Annotated in this window: 30 protein-coding genes; 10 read left to right on the forward strand and 20 right to left on the reverse strand. The window is 70.7% G+C overall.

Annotation, left to right across the window (positions count from 1 at the left end; translation table 11 throughout):
* Positions 1 to 24: 24 nt before the first annotated feature.
* Positions 25 to 276: a Smr/MutS family protein gene (locus AB0383_RS00980; protein WP_354865862.1), complete on the forward strand. Its 252-nt coding sequence runs from the start codon at positions 25 to 27 to the stop codon at positions 274 to 276.
* Here the strand turns inward: AB0383_RS00980 and AB0383_RS00985 are convergent.
* Complete coding sequence (locus AB0383_RS00985) at positions 273 to 1106, reverse strand: helix-turn-helix transcriptional regulator (RefSeq protein ID WP_364173931.1); 834 nt, start codon at positions 1104 to 1106, stop codon at positions 273 to 275. The genes AB0383_RS00980 and AB0383_RS00985 overlap by 4 nt on opposite strands.
* Before the next feature lie 102 nt (positions 1107 to 1208).
* Between AB0383_RS00985 and AB0383_RS00990 the strand changes: the two genes are divergently transcribed.
* Positions 1209 to 2639 (forward strand): MFS transporter, encoded by a 1431-nt coding sequence (locus AB0383_RS00990; RefSeq protein ID WP_364173933.1) that lies wholly within the window; start codon positions 1209 to 1211, stop codon positions 2637 to 2639.
* 4 nt (positions 2640 to 2643) lie between these two features.
* On the opposite strand, the gene AB0383_RS00995 is transcribed toward AB0383_RS00990, so the two are convergent.
* The 3 genes from AB0383_RS00995 to AB0383_RS01005 are packed head-to-tail and all read right to left on the reverse strand — an operon-like array spanning position 2644 to position 4499.
* Positions 2644 to 3039, reverse strand: coding sequence for a hypothetical protein (locus AB0383_RS00995; protein ID WP_364173936.1), 396 nt, complete (start codon positions 3037 to 3039; stop codon positions 2644 to 2646).
* Positions 3040 to 3091: 52 nt separating this feature from the next.
* Positions 3092 to 3988: a VOC family protein gene (locus tag AB0383_RS01000; protein ID WP_364173939.1), complete on the reverse strand. Its 897-nt coding sequence runs from the start codon at positions 3986 to 3988 to the stop codon at positions 3092 to 3094.
* Positions 3981 to 4499: a sigma-70 family RNA polymerase sigma factor gene (locus AB0383_RS01005; RefSeq protein WP_364173942.1), complete on the reverse strand. Its 519-nt coding sequence runs from the start codon at positions 4497 to 4499 to the stop codon at positions 3981 to 3983. The genes AB0383_RS01000 and AB0383_RS01005 overlap by 8 nt, the downstream gene beginning before the upstream one ends.
* A gap of 127 nt (positions 4500 to 4626) precedes the next feature.
* On the opposite strand from AB0383_RS01005, the gene AB0383_RS01010 reads away from it, so the two are divergent.
* A complete protein-coding gene (locus AB0383_RS01010; RefSeq protein ID WP_366184326.1) occupies positions 4627 to 5577 on the forward strand; it encodes an EamA family transporter in 951 nt (316 codons plus the stop codon).
* Here AB0383_RS01010 and AB0383_RS01015 read toward each other — a convergent pair.
* Both AB0383_RS01015 and AB0383_RS01020 read right to left on the reverse strand, forming a co-directional pair.
* Positions 5531 to 5977 (reverse strand): VOC family protein, encoded by a 447-nt coding sequence (locus AB0383_RS01015; RefSeq protein ID WP_366184328.1) that lies wholly within the window; start codon positions 5975 to 5977, stop codon positions 5531 to 5533. The two genes, AB0383_RS01010 and AB0383_RS01015, sit on opposite strands and share 47 nt — an antisense overlap.
* 56 nt (positions 5978 to 6033) lie before the next feature.
* Positions 6034 to 7344 carry a UDP-glucose/GDP-mannose dehydrogenase family protein gene (locus AB0383_RS01020; RefSeq protein ID WP_366184330.1) on the reverse strand — a complete coding sequence of 437 codons (1311 nt, stop codon included), beginning with the start codon at positions 7342 to 7344 and terminating at the stop codon, positions 6034 to 6036.
* A 181-nt stretch (positions 7345 to 7525) separates the two neighbouring features.
* Between AB0383_RS01020 and AB0383_RS01025 the strand changes: the two genes are divergently transcribed.
* Positions 7526 to 8284, forward strand: a complete 759-nt coding sequence (locus AB0383_RS01025) for an SDR family NAD(P)-dependent oxidoreductase (protein ID WP_366184332.1) — start codon at positions 7526 to 7528, stop codon at positions 8282 to 8284.
* Positions 8285 to 8461: 177 nt separating this feature from the next.
* Here AB0383_RS01025 and AB0383_RS01030 read toward each other — a convergent pair whose 3' ends face one another.
* The 6 genes from AB0383_RS01030 to AB0383_RS01055 form a co-directional block, all read right to left on the reverse strand.
* A complete protein-coding gene (locus AB0383_RS01030) occupies positions 8462 to 9139 on the reverse strand; it encodes a class I SAM-dependent methyltransferase (protein WP_366184334.1) in 678 nt (225 codons plus the stop codon).
* A 161-nt stretch (positions 9140 to 9300) separates the two neighbouring features.
* Positions 9301 to 9939 carry a PadR family transcriptional regulator gene (locus AB0383_RS01035; RefSeq protein WP_364174214.1) on the reverse strand — a complete coding sequence of 213 codons (639 nt, stop codon included), beginning with the start codon at positions 9937 to 9939 and terminating at the stop codon, positions 9301 to 9303.
* 69 nt (positions 9940 to 10008) lie between these two features.
* Positions 10009 to 11136 (reverse strand): hypothetical protein, encoded by a 1128-nt coding sequence (locus AB0383_RS01040; protein WP_366184336.1) that lies wholly within the window; start codon positions 11134 to 11136, stop codon positions 10009 to 10011.
* Positions 11133 to 11651 (reverse strand): sigma-70 family RNA polymerase sigma factor, encoded by a 519-nt coding sequence (locus AB0383_RS01045; RefSeq protein WP_364173958.1) that lies wholly within the window; start codon positions 11649 to 11651, stop codon positions 11133 to 11135. The genes AB0383_RS01040 and AB0383_RS01045 overlap by 4 nt, the downstream gene beginning before the upstream one ends.
* A gap of 79 nt (positions 11652 to 11730) precedes the next feature.
* Positions 11731 to 12576, reverse strand: a complete 846-nt coding sequence (locus AB0383_RS01050; protein WP_366184339.1) for a GNAT family N-acetyltransferase — start codon at positions 12574 to 12576, stop codon at positions 11731 to 11733.
* Between the two features lie 31 nt (positions 12577 to 12607).
* A complete protein-coding gene (locus tag AB0383_RS01055; protein ID WP_364173962.1) occupies positions 12608 to 14296 on the reverse strand; it encodes a TM0106 family RecB-like putative nuclease in 1689 nt (562 codons plus the stop codon).
* A 115-nt stretch (positions 14297 to 14411) separates the two neighbouring features.
* Between AB0383_RS01055 and AB0383_RS01060 the strand changes: the two genes are divergently transcribed.
* Positions 14412 to 14876 (forward strand): DUF6474 family protein, encoded by a 465-nt coding sequence (locus AB0383_RS01060; RefSeq protein ID WP_364173965.1) that lies wholly within the window; start codon positions 14412 to 14414, stop codon positions 14874 to 14876.
* Positions 14877 to 14952: 76 nt separating this feature from the next.
* Here AB0383_RS01060 and AB0383_RS01065 read toward each other — a convergent pair whose 3' ends face one another.
* The 6 genes from AB0383_RS01065 to AB0383_RS01090 all read right to left on the reverse strand — a co-directional run bounded on the left by AB0383_RS01065 (position 14953) and on the right by AB0383_RS01090 (position 19583).
* A complete protein-coding gene (locus tag AB0383_RS01065; RefSeq protein WP_364173968.1) occupies positions 14953 to 15318 on the reverse strand; it encodes a helix-turn-helix domain-containing protein in 366 nt (121 codons plus the stop codon).
* A 22-nt stretch (positions 15319 to 15340) separates the two neighbouring features.
* Positions 15341 to 15910: an NAD(P)H-dependent oxidoreductase gene (locus AB0383_RS01070; RefSeq protein WP_220245503.1), complete on the reverse strand. Its 570-nt coding sequence runs from the start codon at positions 15908 to 15910 to the stop codon at positions 15341 to 15343.
* Positions 15911 to 16008: 98 nt separating this feature from the next.
* Entirely contained in the window at positions 16009 to 16980 is a 972-nt protein-coding gene (locus AB0383_RS01075) for a glycine betaine ABC transporter substrate-binding protein (RefSeq protein ID WP_364173972.1), read from the reverse strand.
* Complete coding sequence (locus tag AB0383_RS01080; RefSeq protein WP_354865825.1) at positions 16980 to 17759, reverse strand: ABC transporter permease; 780 nt, start codon at positions 17757 to 17759, stop codon at positions 16980 to 16982. The genes AB0383_RS01075 and AB0383_RS01080 overlap by 1 nt, the downstream gene beginning before the upstream one ends.
* Positions 17756 to 18943, reverse strand: a complete 1188-nt coding sequence (locus AB0383_RS01085) for an ATP-binding cassette domain-containing protein (protein WP_366184343.1) — start codon at positions 18941 to 18943, stop codon at positions 17756 to 17758. The genes AB0383_RS01080 and AB0383_RS01085 overlap by 4 nt, the downstream gene beginning before the upstream one ends.
* Positions 18936 to 19583, reverse strand: a complete 648-nt coding sequence (locus tag AB0383_RS01090; RefSeq protein WP_364173981.1) for an ABC transporter permease — start codon at positions 19581 to 19583, stop codon at positions 18936 to 18938. The genes AB0383_RS01085 and AB0383_RS01090 overlap by 8 nt, the downstream gene beginning before the upstream one ends.
* A 915-nt stretch (positions 19584 to 20498) precedes the next feature.
* Between AB0383_RS01090 and AB0383_RS01095 the strand changes: the two genes are divergently transcribed.
* From AB0383_RS01095 to AB0383_RS01105, 3 genes are read left to right on the forward strand one after another with little or no spacing between them, the layout of a single operon-like run.
* Positions 20499 to 21242, forward strand: coding sequence for a YcnI family protein (locus tag AB0383_RS01095; protein ID WP_366184869.1), 744 nt, complete (start codon positions 20499 to 20501; stop codon positions 21240 to 21242).
* On the forward strand, positions 21243 to 21812 hold the full coding sequence (locus AB0383_RS01100) for a copper resistance CopC family protein (RefSeq protein WP_366184346.1): 570 nt from the start codon (positions 21243 to 21245) through the stop codon (positions 21810 to 21812).
* Positions 21809 to 22837 carry a CopD family protein gene (locus AB0383_RS01105; RefSeq protein WP_366184348.1) on the forward strand — a complete coding sequence of 343 codons (1029 nt, stop codon included), beginning with the start codon at positions 21809 to 21811 and terminating at the stop codon, positions 22835 to 22837. The genes AB0383_RS01100 and AB0383_RS01105 overlap by 4 nt, the downstream gene beginning before the upstream one ends.
* Before the next feature lie 239 nt (positions 22838 to 23076).
* Here the strand turns inward: AB0383_RS01105 and AB0383_RS01110 are convergent, their stop codons facing one another.
* Complete coding sequence (locus AB0383_RS01110) at positions 23077 to 23964, reverse strand: aminoglycoside phosphotransferase family protein (RefSeq protein WP_366184871.1); 888 nt, start codon at positions 23962 to 23964, stop codon at positions 23077 to 23079.
* Between the two features lie 37 nt (positions 23965 to 24001).
* Positions 24002 to 25399, reverse strand: a complete 1398-nt coding sequence (locus AB0383_RS01115) for a helix-turn-helix transcriptional regulator (protein ID WP_366184350.1) — start codon at positions 25397 to 25399, stop codon at positions 24002 to 24004.
* 318 nt (positions 25400 to 25717) lie between these two features.
* Between AB0383_RS01115 and AB0383_RS01120 the strand changes: the two genes are divergently transcribed.
* A complete protein-coding gene (locus AB0383_RS01120; protein ID WP_220245493.1) occupies positions 25718 to 26062 on the forward strand; it encodes a hypothetical protein in 345 nt (114 codons plus the stop codon).
* Positions 26063 to 26075: 13 nt separating this feature from the next.
* Complete coding sequence (locus AB0383_RS01125; RefSeq protein ID WP_366184352.1) at positions 26076 to 26480, forward strand: hypothetical protein; 405 nt, start codon at positions 26076 to 26078, stop codon at positions 26478 to 26480.
* Positions 26481 to 26538: the final 58 nt, after the last annotated feature.

The following is a 26538-nucleotide window of genomic DNA, read 5'->3' on the forward strand; positions in this document are numbered from 1 at the left end:
ACCCGAGTGACCGAGGAGCCGACGATGCCGGAGATGCTGACCGTGGACCTGCACCCGATCTTCCGCAGTGACCGGGACATCGACGCGGCCGTGCGGACCGCGATCTTCCGCGCGGCCAGGGAACGGATCAGGACCGTCGAGATCATTTCCGGCAAGGGCTCAGGCAAGCTGAAGCGGCGTGTGCTGGCCACGCTGAACCAGCCGCACCTCAAGAAGCTCTACCGGCGGGTGGAGGCCGACCCCGCCAACGACGGCCGGGTACTGGTGCACTTCTAGTCGAACGAGCTCGGCAGCTTCGCGGCGGTCTGCTCGTCGGCCGGCGTGTACGTGGACACGGTGATCTCGGAGCGGCGACCCGAGTACAGGTAGGTGAAGTTGAACTTCAGCAGGCCGACCTCGGGGTGGTCGTAACACTTGGTGCGGATCGGCTCGGGGTTCACGTCGTGGCGGTTCCACAGCTGCTCGAACAGCGGCGACTCCGCCTTCAGCCGCTTGACCAGCGCTTTCCACGACGGTTCGGCCACGTGCTCGGCCATCGCCGCGCGGAACGACGCGACCACGCGCGGGGTGTTCTGCTCCCAGTCGAGCATCCGGCTGCGCCAGTCCGGGTTGAGCAGGCACTGGACCAGCGTGTTGCGGTCCTCGAACGGGATGGAGTCGACGTCGCCCATCAACCACGCATACGCGCGGTTGTAGCCGAGCAGGTCGCAGCGCGCGTTGCGGACCGCGACGGGGAAGGGCTCGAGCTGGGTCATCATCTTGCGCATCGACGGCGTGATGGCGTTGCACTCGTTGGCGGCCGGCGGTTCGGCCGCGCCGGCGAGGGTGAACAGGTGCGAGTGCTCGTGCGGGTCGAGGCGCAGCGTCCGCGAAATCGCGCCGAGGACCTGCTCTGACGCGTTGATGTCGCGGCCTTGCTCCAGCCACGTGTACCAGGTGACCCCGACGCCGGCGAGCTGCGCGACCTCTTCGCGCCGCAGGCCAGGCGTACGCCGGCGGCCGCCGAGCGGCAGGCCGACCTGCTCGGGCGTGATGCGGGCGCGGCGGCTGCGCAGGAACGCGCCGAGCTCGCCGCGGCGGAGGCGTTCTTCGACAGCGGTGGTCATGCCCCCAGTTCAGCACAGCGCGTTGCCTGGTACCAGGTAGTCCCACTACCAGGATGAGAGCGCACCTGGTACCAGGTTCGAAAGCGTCGGAGCGTGGTAGTCATGACGACGACAACCACCACACCGGTGCACACCACCGGTGTGCCGACGAGACCGGCACTCACCTCCGCCGGCCTGGTCACCGTGCTGCTGGGGGCGGCACTGCCGATCATCGACTTCTTCATCGTCAACGTCGCCCTCCCCACCATCGATGCCGACCTGCACGCCTCGACCGCGACCCTGGAACTGGTGGTGGCCGCGTATGGCATCGCCTACGCCGTGCTCCTGGTCCTCGGCGGCCGGCTCGGCGACGCGTTCGGCCGCCGCCGGCTGTTCCTCCTGGGGCTCGCGCTGTTCACGCTGACCTCGCTGGTCTGCGGCCTCGCACCCGATGCGACGACGCTCGTGCTCGCCCGCGCGGCGCAAGGGGCGGCGTCCGCCCTGCTGCTGCCGCAGGTGCTCTCGATCATCCAGGCCGGCACGACCGGCGAACACCGCTCCCGCGCGCTCGGCTTCTACGGCGCGACGGGTGGCATCGCCACCGTCGTCGGCCAGCTGCTGGGCGGCGCCTTGGTGGCCGCCGACCTGTGGGGCACGAGCTGGCGGCCGATCTTCCTGGTCAACGTGCCGATCGGCCTCATCGGGCTGCTCGTCGCGCGCCGCACGGTGCCCGACAGCCGCGCGGAGAACCCGCTCGGCGTCGACCGCTGGGGCACGGCGCTGCTCGCCGCTTCGCTCCTGACGCTGCTCGTGCCGCTGATGGAAGGCGGCGCGCTCGGGTGGCCGTGGTGGACCATCGCACTGCTGGTGCTGTTCCCGTTCGCCGTGGTGGCCTTCGCCCGCGTCGAGACCCGGCTGGAGGCGCGCGGCGGGATGCCGCTGCTGCCGCCGGCGCTGCTGCGCACGGCCAACGTGCGCCACGGCCTGGTCGTCGCGGTGCCGTTCTTCTGCGGCTTCGGGTCCTTCATGTTCATCTACGCCGTGACCCTGCAGGACGGCCTGCACCTCGGCCCGCTCGGCTCGGGGCTCGTGCTGACGCCGATGGCCGTGGCGTACTTCGTGACGTCGCTGGTCAGCAGCCACCTCGTCGCACGCTTCGGCCAGAAGGTGGTGCTCGCCGGTGGCCTGATCGCGGCGCTCGGCCTGCTCGTGCTGGCCGGCTCGGCGCTGTGGGCGTGGCCGGACCTCACCCTGTGGGAGCTGGCTCCCGCCATGGTCCTCATCGGGATCGGCAACGGCCTGGCCATGACCACGCTGTTCCGCATCGTCCTGTCCCGCGTGCCCCACGACCTCGCCGGCATCGGCGGCGGCGTGATGACCACGACGCAGCAGACGTCGCTGGCTCTCGGGGTGGCCGTGTTCGGCAGCCTGTTCGCGGGCTTGAGCACGGGCTCAATGGGGTACGAGGGAGCGTTCGTGCTGGTCATGGGGCTGCTGGCCGCGGTGGCGCTGCTCGTGGTGGTGCTGGCGAGGAAGCTGCCTGATCCTCGGTGACGGCTCAGCCCGGGAGCGACGACCAGCCGCCGCCCCGGGCGAGCAGGATTCGGACGGCCTCGGCGTGTTCCGCGAAGCCCGCGAGGTCGCCGTGCAGCAACGCGGCGCGTTCGGCGTCCAACGGTGCCGTGTCGTCGCGCCAGAGCTCGAGGGTCCAGTTGGCGGCGAGGAACATCGAGCGCACGAGGCCGATGATCCCGGCGCCGTCGGGGCCGCCGCTGCGGCGGTAGGACTCGAGGATCTCGTTGCACGTCGAGAACAACCGCGTCAGCCCGGTCACGGCCTCGGCGGGCGTGCCGTCCCAGTCCGCCCCTGGCCACGTGCAGGAGCCCAGCTCCAGCCACAGCCGCCAGCCGGCGGTCAGCTCAGCTTCGTTGCACGGAGTCCAATGCCCGGCCATGGTTCGAGTGTGCGCCTGGGCAACGCGGGACCCGCTGGGGTCATGGGGTTTCTCACTCGTGTGGCTGTTCCCAGAGCCAGAACTCGATGCCCTGGTCGTCGACGCAGTCGGCGGTCGTGCCGTACGGGTGGTTCTCCACCTCACCGGCCGTGCCGCCGTGGTCGCGGACGCGGGCGAGAGCCGCTTCGAGGTCGTCCACCGCGTACATCAGCTTCCAGCCGACTTGCCGGCCCGGGCCGCCCCACAACCCGCCCTGGAGGCCGGGACCTTCGAAGCCCCAGGCGTCCGGCACGGAGCCCGGCGAGAACTGCCAGCCGAGGACGCGACCGTAGAAGGCCTTCGCCGCTTCGTCGTCGGGCACCTGGAACGTGAAGTACATGGCTTCGCCGTGGCGGGTCGGGTTCGTGGCGTACTTCCCGGTCCGCCCGGGGTGGCCGGCCTGCGCGACGAGCCACCGCTGGCCGTAGGGGTCCTTGATCGTGCCGCTGAGCCCGTACCCGCGGTCCTCGACCGGGCGCAGCAGCTCGCCGCCCAGCTCCACGGCGCGGCGGGCCGACTCGCGGACGTCGGGAACCTCCACGCGGATCAGCGGCCCGCCCTCGGGCGCGACGACGTTGCCCAGCTCTGGGAACTCCTCCGCGAGCATCAGCACGCTGTCGCCGATGGCCAGCTCGGCGTGCCCGACGCGGCCGTCGTCCATCACGATCGGGTCGGAGCGACGCTGCGCGCCGAAGACCTCGACGTAGAAGTCCAGCGCGGCGCGGGCATCGGTGACGACGAGGTACGGGGCGAGCGCGCGCACGGCGGCGTCGGCGGGAGTTTCGGTGGTGGTCATCTCGGCTCCGTTCAGGATGAGGCGCCGCAGGTTGTCCCGCAGCTCCCTGGCGAACGCCGGGTCCGGGTCGACCGGCGTCGGGGGCAGTGCGAGCGCGTCGAACGGCTCAGTCATCGCGGCCCCCTTTCTCCTCGTAGCTGTGGCGGAACGCAGCCTTCGCGCGGGTCAGCAACGCTTCCGTCGCGTTGACCGTGCGACCGAGGCAGGCGGCGACGTCGCCGACCGGCAGGCCGTCGACGTACCGCAGCGTGAGCACGGCCCGGTGGTTTGCGCCGAGCGATTCGAGCACCTGGCGTGCGCGCAACGCGTCGAGCTCGGTGTCCCACGGATCGTGGGTGTCGGGCTCGTGCACCAGCCGCAGCCCGCGTTCCTCGCGGGCCTTGCGGCGCCAGTGGTCGGCCAGCTTGTGCCGCGCCACCCCGATCAGCCACCGGGTGCTCACCGGCGGCGCGCCACCCTTGCGGCACGCCGCGACGGCCCCCAGGAACGTCTCGGACGTCAGTTCCTCGGCCAGCACGCGGTCGCCGCAGCGCGCGAGCAGGTACCCGTAGACCTCCGGCAGCGCGGACTCGTACAGCCCGAGCAGCGCGAAAGCCGGGTCCGGTCTCACCCGCGGTTCCGTCACACCCACATCGTCGTCCGGGGACCGCGTTTTCCGTCGGGTGAATTTCGGGCCGCCGGAAAATCGTTGGTCGCCGCCGGTGGCGGGCGGCGACACTGCGGTCATGGCCGGGCGAGGACGAGCGACAGGGTTGAGCCTCACGTCTTGGGTGCTGTTCGCCGGATCCGGGCCGGTAGCGAAGGCCGTGATGGGCACGGGCTGGTCACCGGCCGCGGTGACGGCGGTCCGGATCGCGCTCGCAGCGGTGGTGCTGGTGCCCGGCGTCGCGCTGGTGCGGCCGTGGGCGTTGCGGTTCCGCGGATTCGACGTGTGGCTGGTGCTGGGCTACGGCGTGCTCGGCGTGGCCGGGGTGCAGCTGTGCTTCTTCGTCGCCGTGGACCGGGTGGCGGTCGGAGTGGCGATGGTGCTGGTGAACCTGGCGCCCGCGCTGGTCGCGCTGTGGGTCCGCGTGGTGCGGCGCGAGCGGCTTCCGGCGCTGGTGTGGGCCGGGACCGCTCTGGGCGTGGCCGGGCTGGCGCTTGTCGCGCGGATCTGGCAGGGCGGACGGCTCGACGCGCTCGGCATCGCCGCCGGCGTGGGCGCAGCCGTGTGCTCGGCCGGCTACTTCCTGCTCGGCGAACGCGGCGCGGGCCGGCACGACTCAGTGGGGCTCACGGCCGTCGGGCTGGCGATCGGGGCCGTCGTGGTGGGCGCGGTTAGTCCACCGTGGACAGTCGCGCCGGCGTCGATCACCGCCACGGCAACGCTCGGGAGCCTGCACGTGCCCGTGTGGCTGGCCTTGCTGGTGCTGGCCGTGGCCGGCACGGTGCTGCCCTACCTGGCCGGGCTGCGCGCGTTGCGCGATCTGCCTTCGGCACTGGCGAGCGTGCTGGCGCTGGTGGAACCGCTCGTCGCCGCGGGGCTGGCGTGGTGGTGGCTCGGCGAAACACTCGGCGCGACGCAGCTGGTCGGCGCGGCCGTGTTGCTCGCGGGAGCGGTGCTGGTGCAGGTGGCCGGATCCCGCACCCTGCCGGGAGCACGGGATCCGGCCCTGACTACCAGCCAGCCGGACGCGCGCGGTCCGGCTCGTAGGGCTGCGTGATCACTTCCATGCCGTTGCCGCCCGGGTCGAGGAAGTAGACCCCGCGCCCGCCGTGGCTGTGGTTGATCTCGCCGACCTGCTTGCCGGCCGGGTCGGCGTGGTAGGTCACGCCGGTTTCCTTCAGCCGCGCGAAAAACGCGTCGAAGTCGTCCTCGGGGATCAGGAAACAGTAGTGCTGCAGCCGAAGGTCCTGCGGCGGGATCGTCGCGAAGTCCAGCCGGACGCCGTTGCCGGTTTCGACGGGGATGAACGGCCCCCATTCCTCGCCCACTTCGAGACCCAGCAAGCGGGCGAGGAACTCGGCGGACTCCCGGTTGTCCCGGGACGGCACGATCAGATGATTGAGCTCAACGGAAACGGACACGAACAATGCCTCCAGAAGGCATCCCGGCACCTCCATGCCTCACCCAGCCGGTGACCGACACGCGATGCCGCGTCCGTGATCGTAAGCCAGGACTAGGAAACCGTCACGCGCTTTCGCCCCGCCACGCGCGGCCGCCCGACGCCCTGCCAGGAGAGGCCGGCGTCGATGACCGTGCGCGGGTCGAGGAGGTTGCGGGTGTCGACGACGTCGTCGCCCTCCATCGCGTCGGCCATCACCGTCCAGTCGAGGTGCTTGAACTCGGCCCACTCGGTGAGGACCACGATCACGTCGGCGTCCTTCGCGACCTGGTACGGGTCGTCGACCACGGTCATGCCGTCGATGCCGGTGTCCACCGCCGGGTCGTAGGCCGTGATCTCCGCACCTAGCGCGCCGAGCACCGAGGAGACGGCGAGGGCGGGCGAGTCGCGCAGGTCGTTGGTGCCGGCCTTGAACGCCAGGCCCAGCACGCCGATCCGCGCGCCGGCGAGCGTGCCGCCGCAGGCACCGGCGATCTTCGCGACGATGCGGTCGCGCTGGGCGATGTTCTCGTCGATGGCCGAGGTGAGCATGCGGAAGTCGTAGTTCACGGACTCGGCGACCTTCACCAGCGCGCTGGTGTCCTTCGGCAGGCACGAGCCACCCCAGCCCGGGCCGGGCTTGAGGAACGTGCGGCCGATGCGCCGGTCGTAGCCCATGCCCTCGGTCACGAGGTCGATGTCGGCGCCGAGGCGCTCGCACAGCTCGGCGATCGAGTTCACATAGGACAGTTTCAGCGCGAGGAAGCAGTTGGCCGCGTACTTCACGAGCTCCGCGCTCGCCGCGTCCGCGACGACGACGGGTGCGCCGAGGTCCGCGTAGAGGTCACCGACCCAGTGCGCCGCGCCGGGGGTGTCGGAGCCGACCACGATCCGGTCGGGGTTGAGGAAGTCGGAAACCGCGGTGCCTTCCCGCAGGAACTCCGGGTTGGACACGATCGGGACGTCGGAGCGGCCGAGCATCGCGCGAATGCGCTTGGACGTGCCCACGGGCACGGTCGATTTGGTGATCAGCGCGCAGCCGGCGGGCAGCACGTCGCCGATCTCGGCGGTCACCGCCTCCACCGCGCGCAGGTCCGCGGAGCCGCCGGCGCCCATGGGCGTCGGCACGCACAGGAAGACACCGTCTGCCTCCTGCACGGCTTCGCGCGCGCCGACGACGAACGACAGCCGCCCACCGTTGATGCCACCGGTGACCAGTTCGGCCAGCCCCGGTTCGAGAATGTCCACTCTGCCGGCGGTGAGGCGAGAGACCTTCGCCTCGTCCACGTCCACGCAGGTGACGCGATGCCCCAGTCTCGCGAGACATGCCCCCGTGGTCAATCCGACGTACCCCGTCCCCACCACCACGATCCGAGCTGCGCTCATGATGCCGAAGGTGACATTCGGAGTTGAAGCGGGCGCTAACGGAAGTGGGCGACGCCAAATACTCCACGCGAGAAGTGAAGAACGGCTCTCGCGTGAGGCAGCACACCCGGCGCTGGTGCGAACGAACGTTAACCTGTCGTTACGGTGCAGGGCCGCACCACGAGCAGGAGAAAGGCTGAAGATGCAGATCACCGACACCGCAGCGCTCGTCACGGGTGGTGCTTCCGGCCTCGGCGGCGCCACCGCCAAGGCGCTGGCTGCCAAGGGCGCGCGCGTCTTCGCGCTCGACCTCGCCTCCTCGATCGAAAAGGCGGAGCAGGTCGACGGCGTCACCTACGTCGAGGCCGACGTCACCGACCCCGACCAGGTCCAGACCGCCGTGGACACCGCGGCCGGCTCCGGCGTGCCACTGCGCACGGTCGTGAACTGCGCCGGCATCGGCCCCTCGGCCCGCATCCTGTCGACGAAGGGCCGCCACGACCTCGCGCTGTACGCGAAGGTCGTGCAGATCAACCTCATCGGCACCTTCAACGTGCTCACCATCGCGGCCGAGGCCATCGCCAAGACCGAGCCGCTGACCGACGACGCCCGCGGCGTCATCATCAACACCGCCTCCGTCGCGGCCTACGACGGCCAGATCGGCCAGGTGGCCTACTCGTCGTCCAAGGGTGGCGTCGTCGGTCTCACGCTGCCGGCCGCGCGCGACCTGGCGTCGCAGGGCATCCGCGTGCTGACCATCGCGCCGGGCATCGTTGACACCCCGATGCTCGCCACCGTGAGCGACGAGTTCCGCGCGGGCCTCGCCGCCGGCGTGCCGTTCCCGAAGCGCCTGGCGCGGCCGGACGAGTACGCGCAGCTCGCCCTCTCGCTGATCGACCACGACTACCTCAACGGCGAAGTCGTCCGCATGGACGGCGCGCTGCGCATGGCCCCGCGGTAACAACCCGCTCACACCCGCAGCGGACCACCCGAGGTTCGCAGCACCCAGACTCCGCCCCGCACCTCGATCCCCAGCTTGAACGCGGTCTGGACCACTTCGTCAAGGCATGCTTTCCCGCCTTGACAAAGTGGTCCAGACCGTCGTGACAATCATGGGTCGGGGTGATGGGGTCGCCCACTATGCCTTGGTGAGGCGACCTTCCAGCCCGATGCCGTCCGTGGTGATGCGGCAGGAACCGAAGCGGCTTTCGCGCGCCAACGTTTCGAACTGCTCCGGCGTGTACGCGCGCTTGCGCAGCTGCCCGAGTGTCCACTTCGTCGTGAACGCACTTACGGCCCCCAGCTTCATCCCGGCCACCTCGGCCGCGATGTCTTCCGACGTGGCCGTCTTGCGCAGGTCCTGCACCAGCGCCACCCCGCCCGGCCGCAGCACGCGCCACATCTCGTCGAGCGCGTCGACCGGGTCGGCGAAGTTCTTGAACGCCGCCTGCGTGATCAGGAAATCGAAGGACCCGTCCGCGAACGGCATCGCCGCGACGTCGCCGTGCACGAACTCCGCCGCGACACCCTGCTCCCGCGCGTACTGGCTCGCCAGGGACACGAACGTGCGGCTCACGTCCAGCCCCGTGATCGCGAAGCCGAGCCGCGCGAGCTCGACCGCGTGGAAGCCGGGTCCGGGCGCCACCTCCAGCACGTCGGCGCCGCCGGGCAGCTGCTTGGCCAGCTCGGCCGCCGATGAGCGGTAGTACGACATCTGCGGCGCCGTCCCGCGACCGCGCGCGTAGGCCCGCGCGACCGGTCCCTCCATCTCCGGCACGAGCTTGGTCCGGTGCCGTTTGACCTCGGTGTTCGTCATGGTTGCACTCCAGTTCGGTGGGTCGGCCGAACCGCTCCGGCGAGTGCGGGCCCGTATCCTGTGATCGCAGCCTGAGGATCGGATCCGCGTCCGCGGAATCGGTTCGAGGGTTTCCCCGGTCCCGGTGGCGGTGTGCCAGCACTGCCTCCGGGGCCGGCTTTCTACTCCTGGCCGCCTTCGGTGAAAGCGGTCAAGTCTTCCGGCAGCTCGCCGGTCTCGCGGTAGTGCCGCCACTCGGCGACGCCCGGCAGCGCGTTCGTGGCCAGGTCGTCGCGCAGGCTGCGCACCCATTCGATCTCGGCGCGCAGCAGCACAAGTTCAAACTCGCTTTCCACGAGGAACAGCCGCGGCACCTCGGCGCGCGAGGTGTCCAGCGCCGAAACCCGTTCAGCGAGGCGCTTTTCCAGTGCCGTGAGGCGTTTCGTCAGCAGGTCGGCGACCTCGTCCGGCCCGAGCGAAGCCATGATCGACAGCCCGGCCTGGAACTTCGTCGGCTCGAGGTCCGGCTCGCCGAGCAACTCGGCCACCCAGTCTTCCAGCTCCGCGCGGCCGGCGTCGGTGAGGCGATAGATCGTGCGCTCGGGCCGCGCGCCGTCGCGGACGCTCTCCACGGTGGCGACGAAGCCGTGCTTCTCGAGGTTGCCGACAACCGTGTAGAGCGAGCCCCACTTGATCTTCATGTCGGCGTCCTTGCCGCGTTCGCGCAGCACGGAGGCCATTTCGTAGGGGTGCATCGGCCGCTCGACCAGGGCCGAGAGCACCGCCAGCCCCAGCATGTTCCCGACCTTGCGCCGCTTCACGGCCACCACTTCCTCGTCTACGAGTATTCGCGGACGAGTATAGGCACAGCCGGCCGGTGATCGCCAGGGTCAGCGGTGGATGAGAAGCACCTCGGTGCCGTCGGCGGGTACGGCGACGGCGCGCTGCAGCCGCCCGGCGTGGACGGTGCCGAGGGCGACCACAGCGGCCGAGTGGCCGAAGCCGGTCAGGACGATCCGGTCGCCGTCGTGCAGCTCGCCGGTGCCGGCGAGGGTGACGATCGCCGGGCTGTCGACCGACGAGCCGGTGTCGTTCAGGGTGACGGGCTCGCCGGTCGCCGTCGTCGCGCGCAGTCCCCACGCCTCGGTCAGCGCACCCGGGTCGGACTTCACGGCCGCGAAATCGTCGCGGCCCTCGGCGATCACGCCGACGAACCCGGCCCGCGTCGCCACGACGTCGCCAGGCTTCGCGTCGACCCCGGAGATGCCGAACTGGGCATCGTCCCGGGCGCGGACGACGGTGCCCGTCGAGATCGCCGCGTCGTGGGCCGAACTGGTGAGCGTGCCGAAGACGGGATGCTGCGGGTTTCCGGTGGCGAGGGAGGTGTTCCACGCGGCCGCGGTGGGTGGGAGCTCCGCGGTCGCGAGGCCGTCGGCCACCCGGGTCTCGCCGGAGGTGAACCTCGCCGTGTCCACTTGCGGAGCGGTCACCGCGACGCCCGCCGCAGGGCCGCCGTCCGGCGCGGAGGCGACGAAACCGTAGGCCGGAGCCGTCAGCCGGCCGGCCGGGACGGTCAGCTGCGCCTGAACCGCCAGCTCGGGCCCGGTGAGAAACGCCAGCCGGACTCCGCCGTCGTGCTCCTGGCTGCGCAGCACGACGATCGTGCCCACCTCGGGCCGGCTCCCGGCGAACACCACCTGCGCCGCCTGCCCACCCCAGCCCCACCGCGCGCGCTCGATCAAGTCCACGTTGCCGGCCAGCGACCCCCGCGCAGGCCACTGCGTCACCGGCGTCGCCTGGACCTGCGACGACGTGGTTTGAGTGGTGACGATCGTCGCCGCACCCACCGCGAGCACCACGGCGGCGGCCGCGGCCCCGGCCAGCGTCCGCTGCCGTCGGCGGGTCCGGGTGCCCAGCACTCGCCGCGCCATCCGCGCCGCGTCCCCCGGCTCCGGCGGCGCCAGCGCGGTCTCGCCGAGCTCCCGGCGGACGGTGTCGGTGAACTCCTGCTGCCTCAACGCTGTCCCCTCCCGATCGCCGCCGGACTCGGCTCGTGCGCGACCTCCCACAAATCCCGCAGCCGGGCCAGCCCGCGCGCCGTCGACGACTTCACCGTCCCGACGCCGCAGCCCAGCAGCCGCGCGGTCTCCGCCTCACCGAGGTCGAGGTAGAAGCGCGCCGCGAGCACCGCCCGCATCCGCGGCGGCAGCTGCCACAGCAGCGCGACCATCTCCGCCCGGCCCGCCGACACGGCGAAGGCGTCTCCCCCGGCCTCGACGTCCGCCCCGGCGATCGGCATCAGCCGCTCCCGGCGGCGACGGTCGCGGCGAGCGAGGAAGACGCGGAACAACGCCTGGCGGGCGTAGGCGCGCTCGTGCTCGATGTCCGCGCGGCCGACGTGCTTGACCAGGCGCAGCAGCGCGTCGTGCACCACGTCCTCGGCCTCGCCGCGGTCGCCCGTCAGCACGAGCGCGTAGCGGAACAGCTCGTCGTAGTGCTCCTCGACGAAGACCTCGAACCCGCGCACACCCACCGCCCTCCGCTCCCCGACGCCCCTTGGATCGCGGAGAACGCCGGAAAGTTGCCTGGCCGGCCGAACTCGAGCCGGCGATTTACTCGGCGGGTGACCACACCCAGTTCGGCCGCTCGTAGGCCACCTGGAAGCCCAGGTTGAGCATGTTGTGCAGCGACGAGTTGTGCTCGCCCTCGGTCTCGGCGCCGGTTTCGGCGACGAGCAGGCGGCAGCCCAGCTCGGCCGCGAGCCGGGCGCGGGCGGCGAGGAGCTCCGTCTGCCCACCGCGGTTGCGGGCGTGTTCGGCCACCGCGCCGCCGAACATCTGGCCGATCTCGCCGTGCTGATACATCATCGCGGTGCCGACCATCTCGTCGTCGAGCCAAACGGCGAACGGGTGGCAGTTCGGCTCGGTGGCCGCCGCGGCGAATATCTCCGCGAAGTGGTCCTCGGGCATGCCGAAGACGTTCAGCATCAGCGCGGCCCACCGGTACAGGTCACCGGGTTCGACCGGCTCGACCCGGATCTCGTCGGCCGGCCGGCGCTCGTCGTCGTCGGCGCGAGCCACGACTTCTTCCACCGGGGCGACGAGCTTGGCCCACGACGAGGGGGTCCTGAGCCCTTCGCGCTCGCAGATCTCGGCCCAGCCCTCCGGAATCACCGACGGCGCGAGCTGCAGCGTGGCCCGGCGCGTGCCCGCCGCGCGGTAGAACGCGCACACCTCGGCCATCAGCTCAGCGGTGACCGGCTCCGTGCGGCCGAAGCCCAGGGCTTTGCTCCAGTAGTCCGTCGGGTCGTTGCGCACCGCCAGCACCACCGCACCGCCGAGGCGCGTGGCCGTCATGCCGAGCGCGGAACGCACCGGCTCGGGACCCCCGGTCTCGAGCCGGAACAGCGCTTCCGCCTCGCACTCCTCGATCGCAAGGGGCGGCTCGACCTTGATCATCGCGTCAACATACTGCGCACCGGCCCTCGGATCAGAGATCGAGCATGAAAGGCACCTCGACTTGTGCCCGATCGGACATCCACTCGCGCAAGGCCTTGGTGGCCAGCACGTCGTCCTCGTTGTACTGCAGGAGACGCTCGCGCTGGGTGTCGTCGGGGGTCTCGCCGTCCATGCCCACGGCGTCGCGGTACCAGCGCATCGACGCTTCGCCGCCGGCCTCCGCGTCGCGCCACCGGAAGCCCGCGACGGGGGCGATCACCTTGAGTCCCTTGCCGCGCGAGCACAGGAACTGGTCGGTGACGCTGCGGAAGAGGTCCACCCACTCGTCGGAGTCCACAAAGGACTGCACGTCCTTCTTGGCCGGAATCCCCGGGTGGTCGCCGAAGCGCTCCACGGAGCCGAACAGCCAGCGGTTCTCCGCCAGCGCGTTGTAGCAGTAGGCGCGGAACGTGAGCCCGGCCGCGAGCGTGCGCTCGCGCACGTCGGTGAACCACGCCCAGAACTCCGCGAACGAGCGCGCCTCGTCCGTGGTCGGCAGCGGCTCCCACGTGGCGAACGCGCGGTAGCCCTGCTCGACACCGATGTCGGCGCCCGAGAGCAGCGTGCCCCACAGGTACGCCCCGGCGTCGCCGAAGCTCTCCATGTCGACGTCGACCTCGACGTCGCCGCGCGGCACCTCGACCTGCGGCGTGCGGCGCACCACGGTGAGGTCGGCGAGCCATGCGCGCGCGAGCATGATCGCGTCGGCGAACGTGCCGCCGGTCCAGTTCATCGGCGGCGCCTCGGCGGCCGGGTCGAGTGCGGCCAGCTTGTCCACAGTGGACACGCCGGCGCGGCGCAGCTCGCCGGCGTCCTCGCCGCGCACCACGAGGCTGACGTCGCGGGTCTCGGTGAGCTGCACCTCGCACGTCGGCCAGAACGGGCAGCGCCGGCACTCCAGCACGCGCGAGGGCATGGCCAGCGGTTCGCCGCCGGTCGCGGCCGCGGTGGCCACGGCGAGGCGGTCGGCGAAGCGCGCGTCGTACTCCGCCAGCGCGCTGCGGCCGCCGGGCCAGGTGCCGGCCGTGAGGTCGTGCCAGACGACCACATCGGCGTCGAGCCCGATCACACCGCCGACAGCGCGGCCGGTCTCGGCCCGCCCGTACGTCTGGAGCATCCGCCGCAGGTGCGCGAGCCGCAGCTGGTCGCGTGGCTGCGAACGCACCTTGCGCGTCTCGTCCGGCGTGCGGTGCGCCGGGTCGAGGTCGGTCAGCCCGGTGGTCGGCGCACCCTGGCCGCGGTCGGTGATGCGGTGGCGCACCACGAGCACCGGCACGTATCCGGTCGCGGTGCGCACGAGCAGGTCGACGCCGCCGCGCCGGTGCCCGACCGGGTCGGCCTGCAGCAGCGGGCCCCAGATGAACCGCGCGCCCTCGGCGAAGGCTTCCTCCGTGAGCCGCACCCGATCTGCCGCGGGCAAGTCACGCGGGATGCGCGCCCAGGTCACGTCGGCGCTGGTCGCATCAGTACTCGTCACATCACGGCCCGCGGCATCGGTGGTCGCGGCGATGAGGCGCTGCAGGATCGCCTCGCGGTGCGCCGTCGCGTCGGCGATCCGCTGCTGCGCCGTGGGATCCGGCGGCGGCAGCGGAACGTCGCGCATCGCGGGGTCGTGCTCCAGATGCACACGACGACGGCAGCGACTGACCGCGCCGGCGTCGAGCAGCACCTCGTTACCCATGACGATCACCTTATCCGCCCCCACCGACAGAACTGCCTTTCCGTGCTGCGAGCCGACATGCCCGGCCCCACTCGGACCAGTAAGTTCGACCACGACGAGTAGCAGGAGGTGGGCCATGGCGCGCAAGGCCAAGCAGGACGCGGGTGAAGCTCGGATCACCCCGAAGAAGGCGAAGAACGCGATCGCGGTGGCCAAGGTGCTCGGGCCGGCCGTGATCCCGGTGGTAGCGCCGTACGCGGTGCGCGCGGCGGGCGCGGCGCGGGAGCTGTACGACCGCTACCAGGCGCGCAAGCTCGGCGTCGCCGTCGACCAGCTCGGCGAATTCTCCGGCCGCGGTGCCGCGCTGCACGCGCGGATCGCCGGTCTCGTGCAGGGCCTGGGCGAGCTCAGGAAGTCGAGCAAGGCCACCGATGCCGACGCGAAGTTCGCGACCGACACCCAGGGCACGCTCGAACAGCTCTCGGCCACGGTCCGCGCGGCCGAGCGGATGCCCGCCACCCGGCGCAAGGCCGCGCATCGCGCGGTCGCTAGCGAGCTCGACTCCCTGGAGGAACAGCTGCTGCACCGGCTCGGCGTCTGAGCGCGAGCCGGGCCGCTCACCCGAAGTGGTGAGCGGCTCGATCGCCCCGAAGACAGCCCTGCTCAAGACAACCCGCTCAAGAAACCGAGGTTCCCGGCGGCAGCGGGATCCACTTGTGCGACCAGGTGATCACGGCGTCGACCACCGGCTCGAGGTCCAGGCCCTTCGCCGTGAGGCGGTACTCGACCTGCACGGGCGTGGTGGCGAGGACCTGCCGTTCCAGCAGGCCCTCCTCCTCCAGCGTCCGCAGCCGCTGCGCCAGCATCGTGTCGCTGACACCCGGCACCGCGGCCTTGATCTGGGCGTAGCGGTGGCTGCCGGTGAACACCGCGCGCAGAATCGCGCCGGTCCAGCGCGTGCCGATCAGCTCGATCGCCGTGTGGAAGCGCGTGCAGACCTGGTGGACGTCGTCGGCGTGCCCAGGTTCACCGTGCTCGACCATCGCCCGCTCCCCTCGCGAGGCGTCAGTCGCCCGAGCGCAGTGGCGCCAGCGACGCGGTGACCCGCACCAGCTCGTCGAACATGGCCTTGGCCGAGGTCTTCACGATCTCGTTGGGCACGAACTCGCCCTCGTCGCTGATGAACTGCTGCACGAACGGCACCGACACCGCATCGAACACCGGGGTCATGCGCAGCGTCGTCACGACCTGCTTGATCTGCTGCACCGCGCGCGTGCCTGCCGCGACGCCGCCGTAGCTGACCAGGCCGACGGCCTTGTACTTCCACTCGTTGTGCAGGTAGTCGATGGCGTTCTTCAGCTCGGCGTTGTAGCCGTAGTTGTACTCCGGCATCACGAAGACGAACGCGTCCGCTTCGGACACCTTCGCGCTCCAGTCCTTCGTGTGCTGGTGCTCGTACTGACCGAGGCGCGGGTGCTTCGGCTCGTTGAAGAACGGCAGGTTGACCTCGGCGAGGTCCACGAGCTCGACGTCGAAGCCGCCGTGCTCGATCGCCGCGGACTCCGTCCACTTCGCGACCGGCAGGCCCACCCGGCCCGGCCGCGTGCTCGCCAGGATGATCTCAAGCTTCGGCAACGCCTCCGCCTCCTCCCGACCCGGCAAAACGCGGGCCGCTCGACTAAGGATTCCTGAGCAACTTAGCATTCCTTAGTGAACGGCCCGCGCCCGGCTGCTTACTTGATGAACCCCTTGTCGATCATCCACTGGTGCGCGACGACGCCGGCGTCCTCGCCGTCGACGTCGACCTGCTTGCACAGCTGCACCATCTGCGCGTTGTCGATCGCCGCGGTCACCTTCTCCAGCGGGCCACGCAGCGCGGGGTGCTGGTTCAGGAAGTCCGTGCGCATCGTCACCGCGGCGTTGTACTGCGGGAACGCCTTCTTGTCGTCCTCGAGCACGCGCAGGTTGAGCCCCGAGATGCGGCCGTCGGTGGTGAACACCTCGCCGACCGGGCACGTGCCGTTGGCCACGGCGGAGTAGATCGTGCCGATGCCGAAGTTCTCGATCTTCGGATTCTGGAAGCCATACGCCTTGACCGCCGCCGGGAAGCCGTCCTGGCGGCTGGTGAACTCCGTCTCCAGGCAGAACCGCGCCTGATCGGGCTTCTGCTTGAGGAAGTTCGCTAGGTCGGTGGTGGACTTGAGGTTGTTCTGCTTGGCGTAGGCGTCGGTCGTGGCGAAGGCGTACTGGTCGTTGAGCGGCGAGTACTTGAGCCACGTGACGCCGTTCTTCTCGGCATCGGCCTTCGCTGTGGCGTCGTACTGCGCCTGCTCGCCGCCCGGCACCGGCAGCTCGTTGCCCTGGTAGTTGATCCAGCCGGTGCCGGTGTACTCCCAGGTGACGTCGGTCTGCCCGTTGAGCAGCGCCTGGCGCGACGAGTTGGACCCCTTGATGTCGGTGAGGTCCACGACGTCGGCGCCGGCGGCGCTCAGCGCCATCTCCGCCATGTAGCCCAGGATGATGTTCTCGGTGAAGTCCTTCGAACCCACCACCACGCGCACGCCCTGCACGCCGGGCGTCGGCTGGATGGAACCGGGCTGGATCGAGTACGGCACGGACGTGTTGAGGTCGAGCCCGCACGCCGAGAGCGTCCCGGCGAGCAGCGCCGCCCCCGCGAGGGCGCCCGCCTTCTTGAGGACGTTCATCAGCGCAGCCCCTTCGGTCCGAAGAACTGTTCCGCCACCGCGCCCAGCCAGTCGACCAGCAGCGCCAGCGCGACGGCCAGCACGGAGCCGGTGATCAGCACCTTCGTGAGGTTGAGCTTGTAGCCGGTGTCGATCAGCAGGCCGAAACCGCCGGCGTTGACGAACATCCCGAACGTCGCCGTGCCCACGGCCAGCACGAGCGACGTGCGCAGGCCGGCCAGGATCAGCGGGATCGCCAGCGGGAACTCCACACGCCACAGCACGGCCGACGAGGACATCCCGATGCCGCGCCCGGCGTCGATCAGCGCCGGGTCCACCTGCTGCAGGCCCACCATCGTGTTGCGCAGCACCGGAAGCAGTGAGTAGAACGCCAGCGGCAGCGCCGCGACCCACAGCCCGCCGACGGCGCCGGTGACGATGAACCACAGCACCAGCACACCCAGCGCGGGCGCGGCCTGGCCGATGTTGGCGATCGCGAGGAAGACGGGCGCGAGGAACCGCGCCCACCGCCGCGTGACCAGGACGCCGAGCGGCACGGCCAACAGCACCACGAGCACCACCACGACCAGCGTCATCGCGACGTGGTCGCGCAACGCGGTGAGCAGCGAAGTCGCGTTGAGCGTGGTCGCCTCGGTGGCGGTCAGGCCGGTGCCGAACACCCAGCCGAGCGTGACCGCGACCAGCACGACCACGGCGATGGGCTGCGCGAACAAGCGGAAGCGCTCCGCGCCGCGGGAGCCGGACTCGGTGGAGAAGCCTGATTCGACGACTGCTGTCACTGCGACACACCTCCGACCGGCTCGTGGTCGTCGGCGTGGTCGTCGCGCAGCTGCTGGATCGTGTTGATCACCGTGTCCAGCTCGATCGTGCCGGCGAACTCGCCGCGCGCGCCGGTGACCGGCACCGAACCGCCCTCCGCCAGCATGGCCTCCAGCGCGTCCTGCAGCGTCGACTGCAGGCTCACGATGTCGCGCAGCGGCTTGCCCGCGCCGGCGAGCGAGGTCGCCGCGGTGAGCTGACGCCGGTGCACCCAGCGCACGGGACGGCGCCGCCGGTCGAGGACGAGCACGAAGTGCTTGCGCTGGTCGTCGAGCTTGCGCGCGATATCGGCCGGGTCCTCGTCCTCACTCGCGGTGAGCGCGTCCTGCTTCAGCTCGACGTCGCGTACGCGCAGCAGAGTCAGCTGTTTGAGCGAAGCGCCGGCGCCGACGAAGCCGGCGACGGTGTCGTCGGCCGGGTTGGCGAGGATCGCGTCCGGGGTGTCGTACTGCAGGATCTTCGACTCGTTGCCGAGCACGGCGATCTTGTCGCCGAGCTTCACAGCCTCGTCGAAGTCGTGCGTGACGAACACGATCGTCTTCTTGAGTTCGGTCTGCAGCCGTAGCAGCTCGTCCTGCAGGTTGCCGCGCGTGATGGGGTCCACCGCGCCGAACGGCTCGTCCATCAGCAGCACCGGCGGGTCGGCCGCGAGCGCGCGGGCCACGCCGACGCGCTGCTGCTGACCACCGGAGAGCTGGCGCGGGAAACGGTCGCGGAAGTCGGCCGGGTCGAGCCCGACGAGGTCCATCATCTCCTCGACGCGCGCGGTCACCTTCTTCTTGTCCCAGCCGAGCAGCCCCGGCACCACGCCGATGTTCTGCGCCACCGTGAAGTGCGGGAACAGCCCGGCCTGCTGGATCGCGTAGCCGATGCGGCGGCGGAGGGTGTCGACGTCGAGCTTCAGCGCGTCTTCACCGCCGATCGTGATGCGCCCGGACGTCGGCTCGATCAGGCGGTTGATCATCCGCATCGTGGTCGTCTTGCCACAGCCGGACGGGCCGACCAGAACGACGATCTTGCCGGCGGGCACCACCATCGAGAAGTCATCGACGGCGGGCGCGCGCGTGCCCGGGTAGCGCTTGGTGACGTGTTCCAGCTCGATCTCGGCGCCGGAGACATGGTCGTCGGAAACGTGCTCAGCCACGGAGCCCCCTCGGTACGGTCAATCGCTTGATCAGGACGTAGATGGCGTCGAGCACGAGCGCGAGGATCACGACGCCGACGGTGCCCGCGAGGGCCTGGTTGAGGGAGTTGGCGCTCCCCGCGTTGGTGAGACCCGAGAAGACCTCGGAACCCAGGCCGGGGCCTTTCGCGTAGGCCGCGATCACCGCGATGCCCATCAACATCTGCGTCGCGACGCGCATGCCGGTGAGGATCGCGGGCCAGGCCAGCCGCAGCTCGACGCGGGTGAGCACGGAGAACCGGCCCATCCCGATGCCGCGCGCCGCGTCGGTCACCGCCGGATCGACTCCGGCGAGGCCGACGATCGTGTTGCGCACGATCGGGAGCAGGCCGTAGAGCACCAGCGCGATGACCGCGGTGGTGGAGCCGAGTCCCGAGAGCGGGATCAGCAGCCCGAGGAGAGCGAACGAGGGAACGGTCAGGATCGTGCTGGCCAGCGCCGTGGCGACCGCCGAGCCGATGGGGCTGCGGTACACCGCGATACCGATCGCCACCCCCAGCACGGCGGCGAGGATCGTGCACTGCACAACCATGCTCGTGTGCAGGTAAGCCTGCAGCCACAGCCTGTCCCACCGGTCCGAGATGTACTCGAAGAGGTTCATGCGTATTCGATCTCCTGCCGCTAGTGAGGAGCCCCAGACGTCACCCGTTCGGAGTAGCTCGTCAACCGGGAGGGTGACTACCCACAACGAAGGCGGCCCAAACCTCCCGTCTCACCGTTGGTCAGGCCACCGTTTCGCATCCTGAGACGATCGGCAACCGAAGCGAGTGGCCCGGCCGGGCGGTCGTCACCTGATCGCAACGCTCCGACCAGCATTTACTTGAACGTTCACCGAGACACTGCTCACAGGCTGAAACCCCTCGTTCACGCGTCGGAGTGCCGATAAGCTGCCTCGGTGAGCACCCGGACCCGGCACCGCGGCGCGCTGGCCGCTGCCCGCGGCGGGCTGCTCGCAGCGAGCTCGGCGTCACTCGCGGTCACCGCCCACAGCGTTGCCGACGGCGGGCTGCCCGACCCGGCGCTCACGGTGTTGCTCACCGGCTTGCTCGGCTGGACGGCCACCGCGTTCGCGGACAAGGCCCGCGGCCGCCTCGCGACCGTCGCCGTGCTCGGGGCCGGCCAGCTCGTGATGCACCTCGTGCTCACCACGCTCGCGCACCACGACGGCCAACCGGTCGCGGGCTGGGCGAGCGGCTGGACGATGACCGCCACGCACGCCGTGGCCACCCTGATCACCGCGCTGCTGCTGGCACGGGCCGACGCGTTGCTGCTCGCCGTGCTGCACGTGGTGCGAGCGGTCCTGCCGCGCCTCACGCCGCCACTGCCCGTGCCCGCCGGCGCGGCGGTGACCCTTCCGCCGCGACCCACCCGGTCCGTGGCGATCCTCGACGTCGAGCTGCGGCGCGTCCGCGGCCGGCGCGGGCCACCCGCCCTGTCCTCAACCCAGATTTCCCTTTCCCTCACCGGTGGAGTCCCCGAAAGAGCTCCACCGGATCACCCCTGTTCAGGAGCAGTTGTGTCCCATCACGTCTTCAAGCGCGCCGGCGTTCTCGCCGCCACCGTCGGCATCACCGGCCTGCTCGGCGCCGGCATCGCGTCGGCCCACGTCACCGCCAACGTCTACGGCGCCCCGGCGACCAAGGGCGGATACGGCGCCATCTTCTTCCGCGTTCCCAACGAGGACGCGAAGCTCGGCACCATCAAGCTCGAGGTGGACATCAAGCCCGAGTACGGCATCGGCAGCGTGAGCACCAAGCCGATCCCCGGCTGGACCGCGCAGGTCACCAAGTCGTCGCTCCCCCAGCCGGTGACCACCGCGTCGGGCACGAAGATCACCGAAGCGGTCACCAAGGTCGTCTGGACCGCCGACACCGGCACCAAGATCGGGCAGAACCAGTTCCAGGAGTTCGAGGTCAGCGCGGGCCCGCTGCCCGCGAACGTGGACCAGCTCGAGTTCCCCGCCATCCAGACCTACGAGGCGGGCAAAGTGGTGTCGTGGGACCAGACGGCGACGCCGGGCGGTGAGGAGCCGGAGCACCCCGCGCCCACCGTCAAGCTCGCCGCCAAGACCGCGGACGGCGACCACGCGAGCATGACGGCCAGCACCAGCGACTCCGAGGCCTCGGCACCCGCGTCGGAGGACACCACGGCCCGCTGGCTCGGCGGCGCCGGCCTGATCGTCGGCGCACTCGGGCTCGGCATCGGCGGCGGCGCGATCCTGCGCTCCCGCCGCACCGGCAACACCGGAGGAAGCAAGTAAATGCGGAAAGCGCTCCTCGCGCTGGCGATCGCCGGGGTGGCCCTGCTGGGCACGGCCACCCCGGCGCTGGCGCACAACGTGCTGATCAGCTCCGACCCGGCCGACAACGCGTCGGTGGCGACCGGTCCGGCGAAGGTCACGCTCACGTTCGACCAGTACGTGCAGAACGCTGACGTGAACCAGATCGCGGTGACCGGACCCGACGGGAACCAGTGGGCCGAAGGCCCGGTGACCGTGGAGAACAACGTGATCAGCGCAACGCTTCGGCCACTCGGCCCGGCGGGTAAGTACACGGTCGGCTACCGGATCCTGTCGGCCGACGGGCACCCGGTGTCGGGCGAGATCCCGTTCACGCTCACCAAGGCGGGCACCGGCACGCCGGCGAAGGTCGACGCGGCCAAGGCCTCCGGGGCACCGGCCGCCGGTACGTCGGCGACGTCTTCGACCTCCGGCTCGACCGGCATCCCGATCTGGGTCTGGATCGCCGGCGCGGTGGTGCTGCTCGCGATCGGGCTCACCGTCGCGCTGCGCACCGGGCGTGAGCCGAGCCAGGAGAAGACGAAGCAGTGACCAGAGCCGAGATCACCTCCGCGGTCCGCTGGTCCACGCTGCTGTGCGTGGTCACGGCGGGCCTGCTGGGCGCGCTGATCGGCGTCGCGCTCACGGCGTCGGCGCCCATCCCGGGTGTGGTGGAGCCCAGCGAGGTGGTCTCGGCCGCCATCCCGATCGTGCGCGTGCTGATGGACCTGGCCGCGGTCGCCACGATCGGGCTGGGCCTGCTTTCGGTGATGGTCGGCTACGACCGGCCGAAGCTCACCGAGCCGATCATGGCGCGGGCCCGACCGGCCGCCGTCGCCGCCGCGCTGATCTGGTCGGCCGGCTCCGTGGTCGCGCTGATCCTGCAGACGGCGGAGTACAAGCCGGGCAAGGACACGCTGACCGCGAGCGACATCGGCGCGTACATCGCCGAAGTCGGCGCGGGCAAGGCGCTCGTGATCGTCGCGGTGCTGGCGCTGCTGCACGCCGGGCTCGGGTTCCTCGCGCTGCGCCAGGGCGAGAAGGTGCCCGCCGAGGTGCGCGTGGGCGTGGGCATGTTCGCGCTGCTGCCGCTGCCGGTGACCGGCCACGCGTCGAACTCGTCGTGGCACGACTACACGATGATCTCGATGGAGCTGCACGTGATGAGCGCCGTCGCCTGGTGCGGCGGCCTCGGCGCGATGATCGTGCTGCTCGCGACGAACCGCACGCTGCTGGCCCACGCGCTGCCACGGTTCTCCAAGCTGGCGACACTGTGCCTGGCCGTCTCCGCGGTGACCGGTGTGTTCAACGGCGCCGTCGAGATCCTGGCCAACCCCACCATCAGCTTCTGGGCGGGCGTGTTCACCACTCCGTACGGGCAGCTGGTGCTGCTGAAGATCGCGTGCACCGGGGCGATCGCCTTGCTCGCGGCCAACCTGCGCTGGCGGCTGATGCCGCAGATCGTGCGCCACAACCGCACGGCGATCGCGTCGTGGGCGACGCTCGAGCTCACGGTGATGGGGCTGGCGTTCGGCTTCGCGGTCGTGCTGACGCGGGCGCCGGTCGCCGTTTCCTGAAGCCGACTTGCTCGAAATCCGAGTGTTTCCGAGCCCGTTACCGGCTCGTTCTCACCGCACGTAGCTGCAAGTTGCACCACGGGAGTAGCAGTCCTCCGTTAGAGGCGATCGGCCGGACCGAATTTTCTACTCGCGCGGAGACCCTGCGGGCGATCTTCGGGGAAGCGACGAGTGGTCCTCTTCAGGCGTCGAATGCACGTGCAGCAGCTCATGAATGTGGCGCGGGCCACTCGTCCCGATCAGCGGTAGCGCGCCCAGCCGGCGGCCGTGCGGCCCTGGCGGAGGTCGTCGAGGCGGCGACGCAGCTCGGGGCGCACCTGCGGGTGGCTGCGCAGGATCGGCAGCACGCTGGTGGTGAGCTTCAGCTCGCGTACGGCCCGCAGCACGGCGAAGCCGGACCAGGCCGTGACGTCGAAGCCGTACGCCCGGGAAAACTCCAGGTAGCGGTCCGGCGGGTCCCCGAACCGCTCACGGCCGACGGCCAGCGGCGTGAGGTCCCATTCAGGCGGGCCGACGCAGGAGGAGTCGAAGTCGCACAGCACCGGTCCGTCGGGGCCGGGGATCAGGTTGCCCGGGTACGCGTCGCCGTGGACGAAGCCCCTGGCCAGCGGGAAGTCCAGCTCGGCCAGCTGCGCCTCGACCTCGGCGCAGCGCTCCAGCAGGAACCGCCGGTCGTCGTCGGCGAGCTCCTCGGCGTCGGACACGCGGGCGCGCACCGCGTCGAACGGCGCCCACTCGGCGAGCCCGGCGGGCGGCGGCAGCGCGTGGACGCGGCGCAGCAGCCCGGCCAGGTCGGCGGGTGTGGCCGGGGGGCCGACGGACGGGACCTCGTGCCACGCCGTGACCAGGTGCGCCCCGGCGTGCATGGGCTGGCCGATGCCTTCCAGCAGGCGAATCGCGGGGATGTCGTGGCGCGCGAAGTGCTCGGCGACGCACACGACCGTGCCGACGCGGTGGCGAAGCCGCGTGGAGCCGACGATCCGGACCACGACCGGGGCCGTGGCCAGCGCGTACACCGCGTTGTTGGTGAACCGCAGCAGCCGCGCGCCGGCCGGGTCCAGGCCCAGCAGCGCGCACGTTTCGGTCAGCGCTTCGCGCAGCTTCGCGGGCGTGAACCGGCCGTCCACCGGGAGACCGGTGGCTCCACCGGCGCTCTCGGCGACGTCAGGCGGCGTAGAAGATCTTGAGCCGGTCGGCGAGGTCACGGGCGTCACCGTTGTTGCGCCGACGCTCGGCCTCCACCTGCAACGGGCGCAGGCGGTCCTTGATGCGCTCCGACTTGATGCTCTCGGCGTAGTCGAGGGCCTTGCCGCCCACCTTGGCGCCGTGGTCGAGGTCGCCGTCGAGCAGGTGGTTGGTGGCCAGCGCGCTGAGCATGAACGTCTTGCTGCGCGCCATGTCGTCGGTGTAGGAGTCGACGGCCCTGGTCAGGGCGGGAATCGCGTACTTGGTGTGCTCGGGGTTCTTCTGCGCCAGCACGGTGTGGACGGTGCCGGTCATCGCGTAGACGTCGGTCTCGTTGAAGAACTTCACCCACGACTCGGCGTTGACGAGGTCGGCGCGCGCGAACTCGTCCTTGCTGCGGCCGAGCAGCTTGGTGGCCTGGTCCTCGTTGCCCATCATCGCGTAGGCCCAGGCCTCGTTGGCGCAGAGCACCGCGACGGCGAGCTCGGAACCCGACTCCTGCGCGGCGATCTGGCCGAGCTGGAAGAGCTTCAGCGCGTCGTTGGGGGCGTCGTTGTGCAGGTAGACGCGGCCCATGCGGTAAAGGACGTTGGCGACGAGCGGGTGGCTGTCACCCTGTTTGGCCAGGTCCAGCGCGTTGGCGAAGTGGCCACGGGCGGAGTCCATCAGGCCGGTGTCGAACGAGGTCCAGCCGGCGAGGCTGTGCAGGTCGGCGAGCGCCACGAACAGGCGCTGCTTCACCACCTCGGTCGCGGTGGCCTCGAGCATCTGCTGGCCCCAGGACAGCTGCGCCACCACGGCGTCGCGACAGAACCCGCCGCCGTACTGGTAGTCGAGCGCGCGCAGCGCCCTCGTCGCCGCCTCGACCTGGCGGACGTCGGTCGTCCCGATGCGCCCGGGAGCGGGCGTGCGCGCCGGCGCCGCCGACCACGTCCCGGATTCCGAACCGAACACCGCCGCACCCATCGTGACCTGGGCGGCGTGCGCGAGGAACCTCCGTCGCTTCACGGACTCGTCCTCCTCAGCCTGCCGGCCGTCGGACGAACCGACGACCCGTATCGCCGTGGTCTCGTCGTACGCGAGACCCATGTATCCACGGGGGACACCCAGGCCGTCGGCGATTCTCGTGAGCACGTCGTACGCCATGACCTGGCGTCCCTTGAGGATCTCCGACACCTCGGACTGCGACTGGCCGGTCATCGCGGCGATCTGGCGCTGCGAGACACCGTGCTTGCGCAACAGGCGATACACCGCGCTGACCTCCCGGGCCGCCAGCGCCGAGCGCATCTCCGGCTGTTCCCAGGCATCGGGCGGAACCGGGCTGCCCTGACGGGCATCGGTACCACCGGAAACACTGTCGCCAGCACTGGCGTCCATAACGACCCCTCACCGTCCGTTGGGCGTCGGAAGCAGACTAAGCACACCTCGAGAAGCATGTGAAACGAGCAGACAGTGTGTCTGATCGGCCCGGCCGAACTCCACTGACCGCTTACCGTGGAACCTCGCCCGGTCACCGCTATGACGCGGTTTCGACCTTCTATCGCACCCGATTTCACTTCACTGTAGTTGTCAGATCTCCGTCACCGCCCGGACACCGGTAGCGATCACGGAGAGCGACGAAGACCGGGAGACCGGCGACGACGCGGATGTGCATCTCGCAAGGTGCACACGGGACGAGAGAGCGGTGGAGGGCCAGTGGAGTTCGTTGACTCGCTCGCAGGAGGACATGCCGGGACCGCGATGCGGCCCTTGCGGCCCGCCCCGGGCGTGCCGGGAATCGCGACCGCGACCCGGCCGGTCACCCCCTCCGCCGTGGCCGACCCCCGCACCGCGGGTGTCCGTCACTACGAAGGCGGACAGCTGGTGTGGCGCGTGCAGTGCGGCGACCTCATCAGCCGCGAGCGCGCGGTGACGGTGTTCGTGGAAAACGACCAGGTCGTCGTCGTTTCGCCTCCCGGTGAGACCGCTCGCCTGACATCCGGTCAGCTCGGCCAGCTCAGGGCCGCTCTCAACGAAGCCGCCAAAATGGCGGAAAGGTAACGGTGAGCTCTCCATGGATCAGGTACTCGGGCAGGTCCTCCGCAACGCGGTCTGGGAACGCCTCGACATGCTGTCCGACCTGGCGACGCGAGCCGACGCACAGTCGCTCGTCTCGGTGGCCCGCTCCGAACTGCCGCGCCTGACCGAAGGCTGGCGGGCGATGCTGCAGGCCCACGAGCCCGACGAGCGCGGCGACTGCCCCACGTGCTCCACCCGGTGGCACCGCTGCAAGGCGCCGTGCTCGGTGTGGCAGGTGGCGCACGAGCACCTCGTCGCCGGCGGCCTCGCCCCGCAGGCCCGCACGCAGGACGAGGGCAACGCGAGCCGTCGCCGCGTCCCGAACCAGGCGCGGCGCGCGACGCCCGCCGAAACCACCGGCCGCCACGCGCTGGTGAACCCCCGGGCCGTCACGGCCTGATCCCGAGCAGGCGAGCGAGCGCCGGACCCGACTGCCCCGGTCGGACCGGCACCGGCAC

It is taken from the genome of Amycolatopsis sp. NPDC051373, from assembly GCF_040689465.1.
GTDB lineage: Bacteria > Actinomycetota > Actinomycetes > Mycobacteriales > Pseudonocardiaceae > Amycolatopsis.

Coding starts and splice junctions, on each gene's coding strand:
- AB0383_RS01060 (WP_364173965.1), top strand. CDS start 14,412: ATGGCGCGCAAGGCCAAGCAGGACGCGGGTGAAGCTCGGATCACCCCG.
- AB0383_RS01050 (WP_366184339.1), bottom strand. CDS start 12,576: ATGATCAAGGTCGAGCCGCCCCTTGCGATCGAGGAGTGCGAGGCGGAA.
- AB0383_RS00980 (WP_354865862.1), top strand. CDS start 25: ATGCCGGAGATGCTGACCGTGGACCTGCACCCGATCTTCCGCAGTGAC.
- AB0383_RS01020 (WP_366184330.1), bottom strand. CDS start 7,344: ATGAGCGCAGCTCGGATCGTGGTGGTGGGGACGGGGTACGTCGGATTG.
- AB0383_RS01090 (WP_364173981.1), bottom strand. CDS start 19,583: ATGAACCTCTTCGAGTACATCTCGGACCGGTGGGACAGGCTGTGGCTG.
- AB0383_RS01015 (WP_366184328.1), bottom strand. CDS start 5,977: ATGGAGGTGCCGGGATGCCTTCTGGAGGCATTGTTCGTGTCCGTTTCC.
- AB0383_RS01100 (WP_366184346.1), top strand. CDS start 21,243: ATGCGGAAAGCGCTCCTCGCGCTGGCGATCGCCGGGGTGGCCCTGCTG.
- AB0383_RS01055 (WP_364173962.1), bottom strand. CDS start 14,296: ATGGGTAACGAGGTGCTGCTCGACGCCGGCGCGGTCAGTCGCTGCCGT.
- AB0383_RS01025 (WP_366184332.1), top strand. CDS start 7,526: ATGCAGATCACCGACACCGCAGCGCTCGTCACGGGTGGTGCTTCCGGC.
- AB0383_RS00985 (WP_364173931.1), bottom strand. CDS start 1,106: ATGACCACCGCTGTCGAAGAACGCCTCCGCCGCGGCGAGCTCGGCGCG.
- AB0383_RS00990 (WP_364173933.1), top strand. CDS start 1,209: ATGACGACGACAACCACCACACCGGTGCACACCACCGGTGTGCCGACG.
- AB0383_RS01125 (WP_366184352.1), top strand. CDS start 26,076: ATGGATCAGGTACTCGGGCAGGTCCTCCGCAACGCGGTCTGGGAACGC.
- AB0383_RS01065 (WP_364173968.1), bottom strand. CDS start 15,318: ATGGTCGAGCACGGTGAACCTGGGCACGCCGACGACGTCCACCAGGTC.
- AB0383_RS01030 (WP_366184334.1), bottom strand. CDS start 9,139: ATGACGAACACCGAGGTCAAACGGCACCGGACCAAGCTCGTGCCGGAG.
- AB0383_RS01000 (WP_364173939.1), bottom strand. CDS start 3,988: ATGACTGAGCCGTTCGACGCGCTCGCACTGCCCCCGACGCCGGTCGAC.
- AB0383_RS01115 (WP_366184350.1), bottom strand. CDS start 25,399: ATGGACGCCAGTGCTGGCGACAGTGTTTCCGGTGGTACCGATGCCCGT.
- AB0383_RS00995 (WP_364173936.1), bottom strand. CDS start 3,039: ATGGCCGGGCATTGGACTCCGTGCAACGAAGCTGAGCTGACCGCCGGC.
- AB0383_RS01075 (WP_364173972.1), bottom strand. CDS start 16,980: ATGAACGTCCTCAAGAAGGCGGGCGCCCTCGCGGGGGCGGCGCTGCTC.